7 protein-coding genes are annotated in these 6,637 nt (G+C 34.8%); 4 read left to right on the plus strand and 3 right to left on the minus strand.

Translation table 11 applies throughout. The features are described from left to right. Nucleotides 1-135 precede the first annotated feature (135 nt). Nucleotides 136-915: an RMD1 family protein gene (locus tag AC07XN_RS22780; protein WP_309913864.1), complete on the minus strand. Its 780-nt coding sequence runs from the start codon at nucleotides 913-915 to the stop codon at nucleotides 136-138. 71 nt (nucleotides 916-986) lie between these two features. Beyond that, nucleotides 987-2,261, minus strand: a complete 1,275-nt coding sequence (locus AC07XN_RS22785; RefSeq protein ID WP_494744730.1) for a glutamate-5-semialdehyde dehydrogenase — start codon at nucleotides 2,259-2,261, stop codon at nucleotides 987-989. A 98-nt stretch (nucleotides 2,262-2,359) separates the two neighbouring features. Here AC07XN_RS22785 and AC07XN_RS22790 point away from each other — a divergent pair, with 98 nt between their 5' ends. From AC07XN_RS22790 to AC07XN_RS22805, 4 genes are all read left to right on the plus strand, one after another. After that, a complete protein-coding gene (locus tag AC07XN_RS22790; RefSeq protein WP_494744731.1) occupies nucleotides 2,360-2,782 on the plus strand; it encodes a (4Fe-4S)-binding protein in 423 nt (140 codons plus the stop codon). A gap of 89 nt (nucleotides 2,783-2,871) precedes the next feature. Continuing rightward, a complete protein-coding gene (locus tag AC07XN_RS22795) occupies nucleotides 2,872-3,573 on the plus strand; it encodes a pirin family protein (protein ID WP_494744732.1) in 702 nt (233 codons plus the stop codon). Nucleotides 3,574-3,644: 71 nt separating this feature from the next. Continuing rightward, nucleotides 3,645-4,382, plus strand: coding sequence for a dioxygenase family protein (locus AC07XN_RS22800; RefSeq protein ID WP_309913877.1), 738 nt, complete (start codon nucleotides 3,645-3,647; stop codon nucleotides 4,380-4,382). 76 nt (nucleotides 4,383-4,458) lie between these two features. Continuing rightward, on the plus strand, nucleotides 4,459-4,971 hold the full coding sequence (locus tag AC07XN_RS22805) for a hypothetical protein (protein ID WP_494744733.1): 513 nt from the start codon (nucleotides 4,459-4,461) through the stop codon (nucleotides 4,969-4,971). Between the two features lie 10 nt (nucleotides 4,972-4,981). Here AC07XN_RS22805 and AC07XN_RS22810 read toward each other — a convergent pair. Beyond that, nucleotides 4,982-6,637, minus strand: a 1,656-nt coding sequence (locus AC07XN_RS22810; RefSeq protein ID WP_494744734.1) for a CotH kinase family protein, incomplete at its 5' end; no start/stop codon positions are given.

Here is a 6,637-nt window from a genome sequence, read left to right on the forward strand (position 1 = left end):
ATAATATATAATACTGTACAAAGGTAAAGTAGAAAAAGTAATCTACAAATAAATTACGTGATAAAAAAGCAATAATTTTTCTTAACAAGTTGATTATTAGTGGATTATTTCGCTTGTTTTTTATTATACGGTAACTCAATCAAAAAACTTTTTTACCAAAATGTCAAAAACTTCTATCAGAATCAAGATGATTACAATCCATTCTAATCGCGTGCTTTCTCGGTTTTGTAATAAATCTGTGAAGAGCTTTAGGTTTTCCTGAACAATCTTTAGTTTGTAGTCAATATCTTGATAACGCATTTTTAAATCAAGATTTCTTTTTAACCCCTTGTCTATACGTTCTAAATCTTCATTTTCCCACACTATATCTGGTGCATCAAAAATGTAAAGATTATCGATAATACTATTCTTAATGTTGAGGGTTCTGCCGATAAATTTCAATAAATCCTTTTTTGAATGGCTGAACGTACCCGTTTGTTCAAGCTCGTCAGTAAATTTCTGTGAATCCTGAAAGATTTCTAACGTCAAAAATTCATAATAATCTAAGGCTACAGATTGCCCGATATTAAGCATTACAATTCTAATAGAATCTTCAGTGATTTCGGGAATAGTAATAGAATTATGACGAAGAATAAGGGCTGTTTGAGCCTCCATTTGAAGGTGAAAGTTTTCTTCAAACTTTGCGGTGACAAGGTCTTCTGCAAAAGTTTTTACAAATTTCAAAAACGCACTTTTCTCTAAATCATTAAATCCGCCAAATACAACCACACCATAACTTAGTAAATAGCAGTATTTATTTTCTTCTTGTTTATAAAAAAGTTCAGAATTATTAAACAACAAAGGTTCGTTGGTATATTCGTTTCTAAACTTTTTTAAATTGATTACTTCTGATACTTGGTAGGCTTCAATTTTCATAATGATAACGAGATGGGATGGACGAGCCACCCCTTTATTTATTTTCTTCGAAATACCAATTTATATAAACACTACCATCTTACTTGTCCGTCACCGGTAATCACCCATTTCTCAGTCACTAATTTTTCTAAAGCAAATGGACCACGTGCATGTAATTTTTGAGTTGAGATTCCGATTTCAGCTCCCAATCCAAACTGTCCGCCATCAGTAAAACGGGTAGATGCATTGGTGTAAACCGCAGCGGCATCTACTTCAGTAGTAAATAGTTCAGCAAGCTTTTCATTAGTAGTTAGAATAGCCTCTGAATGGCGGGTTGAATGTTTACGGATATGTTCCAAAGCCTCCTCAATGTTTTTAACAGCTTTGATAGAGCATTTGAAATCAGTAAATTCTTTCCCAAAATCATCGTCTTGGGCTTTTTGTAAATAAGGATAATTGCTTTTTGACAATACTTCGAAAGATACCTCATCAGCAAAAATCTCTACTTCAGCTTTAGCAAAATCCTGAACAATTAAAGGTAGAAAAGTAGGAGCGATGGCTTCATCAATAATAATGGTCTCTAATGAATTACAAACCGATGGTCTTGATATTTTAGCATTGGCTACAATTTCTTTGGCTTTTGCTAAATCTGCCGAGCTTTCTACATAAGTATGACAAACACCCGCACCCGTTTCGATAGTAGGTACTAACGAATTTTTACGTACAAATTGAATCAAAGAGGCTGAACCTCGCGGAATAATTAAATCCACAAAACGAGTAGCTGTCAATAATTCTTTTACCAATTCTCTGTCGGTTGGTAAGAGCGTAATACAAGCTGGATTGATATTAAATTCTTTTAAAACTTGATGAATCAAGCTCAACAAGTATGAATTAGTATCAAAAGCATCTGAACCGCCACGTAATACCACCGCATTCCCAGAACGAATACACAGTGCCGTTACATCAACCGTTACATTAGGGCGTGCTTCATAAATAACTCCGATTACACCCATCGGAACAGCTATTTTTTTGATTTTTAAACCGTTATCTAAGGTTTTTTCTAATAAAGTTGCACCTGAAGGGTCGGGGAGTACCGCTATTTCTCTAATGCTTTCTGCCAAGGCTTCAATACGACTTTCGTTTAATACCAGTCGGTCATACTTAGGGTCAGATAAATCCATACGGATTAAGTCTTTTAAGTTTTCAGCGATGATTTGAGCTTTGTTTTCTAATAAAACCACTGCCAAACGCTCCAGAATTGCTTTTTTCTTTTCATCCGTCAAACGTCTCATTTCTCCAGATGCCGCATGGGTTTTCTCTAAAAGCGGAATGATTGTTTTTGGAAGGGCTAAAGTTTCAAGTTCCATTGTTTTTCTGATTAACAAAATTCTGTGTAAAGTTCGCAAAGTTTTTAGAATGTATCAGGATTTTTTGTAATATCGTTTGAACAAAGCCCAATATATTCATGGAAATCAAGAAGAAATATTCAAATGGAGAAGTAACCGTGGTTTGGCAACCTTCAAAATGTATCCATTCTACCATTTGCTTCAAAAGCTTGCCTACTGTTTTTAATACTAGGAAACGTCCGTGGGTAACATTAGAAAATGAAGATACTAATACTATTGTTGAACAAGTAAAAGCTTGCCCTTCGAGTGCTTTAAGCTACTTTATGAATGATGAAGGTAAACAAGAAAACCAATCTACAGCAACTACATTAGTAGAAGTACTACCAAACGGACCATTGTTAGTTTATGGAAACTTAACCGTAAAAGATAACGAGGGCAATGAATCCATGAAAAGCCAAACAACTGCCTTTTGTCGTTGTGGAGGGTCGAGCAATAAGCCTTATTGTGATGGTGCACATGTGAAAATTGCTTTTGAAGGTTAGTTAAACAAGACGTATCATTTCAAAAGCAATATGCGTGTCAAGTTTGATGTATTCTCTGTTGAAGAAAGATAAATAACGTTTCATTAATCATGCTAGAACAAAACGAAGCTAGGATATTTCTTGCAGAAAAAAGAGGACTTACGATTGGAACAAATTTCAGAAGATTTCATACGTTCAATGATGAGTCGTATGCTGAGAAAAGTAGCATTCCTTTTGGAAACTTAAAAGTATTGAATGATGAAGTGCTTGGGCCAGAACAGACGGATTTTATTTTCTTTCCAAAAGAAGATGCTGTCTTAATCCTTCTTCCTATTGTTGGTGGCTTAGCTATCAGAGGTCATCAAGAGACAGAATATATTGTTGCTGGGCAAGTGATGATACTTACAAGAAAGATGGGCGATGTAGTTATCCTTGATAACCCTTATCCTGATCAATCAATCAATTTTTTACAACTACAAATAAGTATTAGCAATATTGATTCACTAGCTAATACAAATGATATTATTAATCTTTCGCTTGAAAATAAAAATCAATTATTAAGTTTTGGGTCTACCACTATCCCAATGTCCATTGGTCAATATGATGGACGCAATGAGGGAGTTTATCAATTGGAAAATCCTAGCAATGGCTTGTTTGCTTTCGTAATTGAAGGTGCTTTTGAAGTACAAAACAGGCTTTTAGAAAAGAAAGATGGACTGGCTTTATGGAACTTAGCTATTGATACCAAGATAGAATTTGAGGCTCTTTCAAACAATGCAATTATCTTATTGATGGAAGTCCGATTAAATTAATTTTTTAGGCTAGCCAATAAAGCTTTCTTAAATGGTGTATTCTGTGATGAACCCCCTAAAATGTTGATCAAATGAAAAGAATAGATTTTTTAAGAAAAAGCTTTGGCTCTTTAGGTGCCGTAGCAATAGCCGTTCCATTAATAACAGCCTGTAAAGAAGATGATATAGTTGCTAATACAACTACTACAACCACAAGTGGTACTGTAGATACTACTGTTACACCGTCAAGTTGTTCGGTCACAAACTCTGAGACAGAAGGCCCTTTTCCTACAAAGTCTCCTGCTACGCTAGTTACTAAAGACATTACTTCGGACAGAACCGGTACCCCCCTGACCATCAATATTGTCATCAGAAATGTAAACAATAGCTGTAATATTTTAGCCAACGCTATTACAGATATTTGGCATTGTGATGCCGCAGGTGAGTATTCAGAATACGGAGGAACGGGTATGCAAAAAACGAATTATACTTCTGTACATTTTTTAAGAGGAAGACAAACCACTGATAGTACAGGTGTGGCTAGTTTCAAAAGTATCTATCCGGGCTGGTATTCAGGAAGAGCGCCACATATTCATGTCCATGTATATAATGCATCGGGTACATCATTATTGGTTACACAAATTGCATTTCCTGAGAATATTAGTGCAGTAGTATATGCACAAGGCGTTTATGCCAGTCATGGACAAGCTGATACTAAAAATGCTACAGATAATGTTTTTGGAGATGGTTTTACTAATGAAATGTCAACAGTGACAGGCAGTGTAGCAGATGGATATGTATTGGTTCATACGATTTATGTAAAGGCTTAGGCAATTAACTATTCATATTCATGAAAGAGGTTTTGGATAATACTTTCCAGACCTCTTTTTTAAATTATAACATATAATGCCACAAGGACAAGTAAGATTTGCGTTTAGAATTGTTATTAATCAACATTCGCGTACTGCATGGGAAAAATATATTTGGGAAAGTACCTATCAAGAATTTTTGATGCAATCTCAGCTTTATAATAATAAAAATGAGCCGCTACTTACCTTCAAAGAAATACTTAGTAAAGACGAAAATGCTGAAAAACTACATTTTTTGGTAAGCATGGCAGCGCATCCCTATATCCTACAATGGAAGGGTAAAATATATCACTTGGCTGATAACCTTGGCAATAATTTTATGCCTTTCAATAATTACCAAATGGATATTATCGATTCCAGTATTAAAGACATCAAGGCGCATGAAATAGGCATCACGTTTTATACTCCTTTGGTTTCTTTAATTGATATTTGGGATGGTCACTATTTGATTTCTTTAGATGAAAATCTTCAAAATATTAGCGAAGGACTATCTACCATGTTGTTTAAATTACAACCTCGTTTATCAGTCGCTTTTTATAAGCCAAGTTAAAAGTAACTGTTTATTTTTTTAACAATTTCACTCTTTCAACAGGGATGCCGTCTATTAAATAATTCAATATATAAGTGCCAGCAGAAAGGTTTTCTAAGCTCACCGATAGCTGATAAGTATTGCTTGTCTGTATTTCATCTACTAAGGTTTTTATTGTTTTACCATTGATGTCATACAAAATGATTGAAACATTCCCTTTCTTAAATACCTGATAATCAATCGTTGTTTGACTTTCTATCGGATTGGGGAATACTCTAATAGGTTGCTCTCTTTCTGCCATATTTTCATTGCCTAATGTCAAGGCAAATGTTTGAAATTGTGTATCCAACCACATAGTCCGTATTCTAATCCATTCTTTTAGCCAATTGACTTCATCCTGATAAGTAGAACCTACGTAATAATTGGGCCATACATACTTACCCAAAACATTAGGCCATTTATTGAAATTTCTTTTCATGGCTGGCTCTAACCCACTGGCAGTAGAATCAATCCATTTATTAATGTTTTCAGTATTGAAGGTAGTTTTACGAAGTGCTTCCCAACGTTTTACTGTTTTGGTTTTGAAGATAGAATCCTGAGCTAATTGTTGCCACCAAAAGGGAGCAGGGTATATATCACCTTTAGGCAAAGCGATTTCATTAACCTTGTATTGCCAGCCCGTAGATTTATAGCCATCATAATAATCAGCATTGCCAAAGGCTAGATTGTAGTCCCACGCAGGTCCCATTTTCAATTTACCACCTTTTGTGATTTTTTCTTTATAGAAAAATGTGCTTAATCTGTATCCATCTACATTTTTGACAAATTCTGTAATCAAGAAATAGTCGATAAACGTATCTAAATCGCACATTTCACGCCATTTTGCTTGTGGACTCTTAAAATCTGGTGCTAGCAAAGCTGCTTCAAAATCATTGACATATTTTTGGATATAGTCGAATTGAGGTTGGCTAATATCCGCATATTTTGGATATTCTACCTGAAAGAATGTTTTGTAGTTCCCGAAAGGAGTGGTAGTATTGTTAGTCCAGTTTTTAGAAGGAGAGCCAGAAGTTTTATCTAATTTCAAAATATAGCCTCCCGTCACATCGTCACCAGTATTATCGGTTATTTTTAAGCTAGAAATATCAACCCGATTTTTATCTCTTTTGATTTTTTCCATCAAAATGTACAAACCTTGATAGTCATTATTCACCAGCATTTCGCAGTAACGAGTACGTGTAGCATATCTACCCATTTTATTGACTAAGTCGTACGTCAATACATCACGCATCAGCGTCTTATCATTATAAGTGGCGTTAAGCACCCAATCTGATTCTTCGGGAAAATTGAGAAAACTAATTTTACGACTTTTGCCAGTGGTATCCGCCCAAGTTTCAAAGCCATAAGGTTTTTTAGGGAAAAGGTCTTGAGAAGAAGACCCCCTTAGTTCGATACCAATAAGTCCGTTGTAAACATTAGGAATATCACTTACATTGTTTTGACCCCCTTTGTCATTATGAATTAGCTGCATTGTCGCTAATATTTTGGGTTCGTCAACAATATTTCTTCCTTTGGTATTGACTTTTAAAATAGGAAGATTTGAAGTAGTCAAAATTTGACTATTCCCTGAATAGAAACTAAACGATAATAAAATAGATAATACACAAATTGACTTATTCATATAAAC

Source organism: Arcicella sp. GW458-12-2-14-TSB2 (assembly GCF_059423785.1).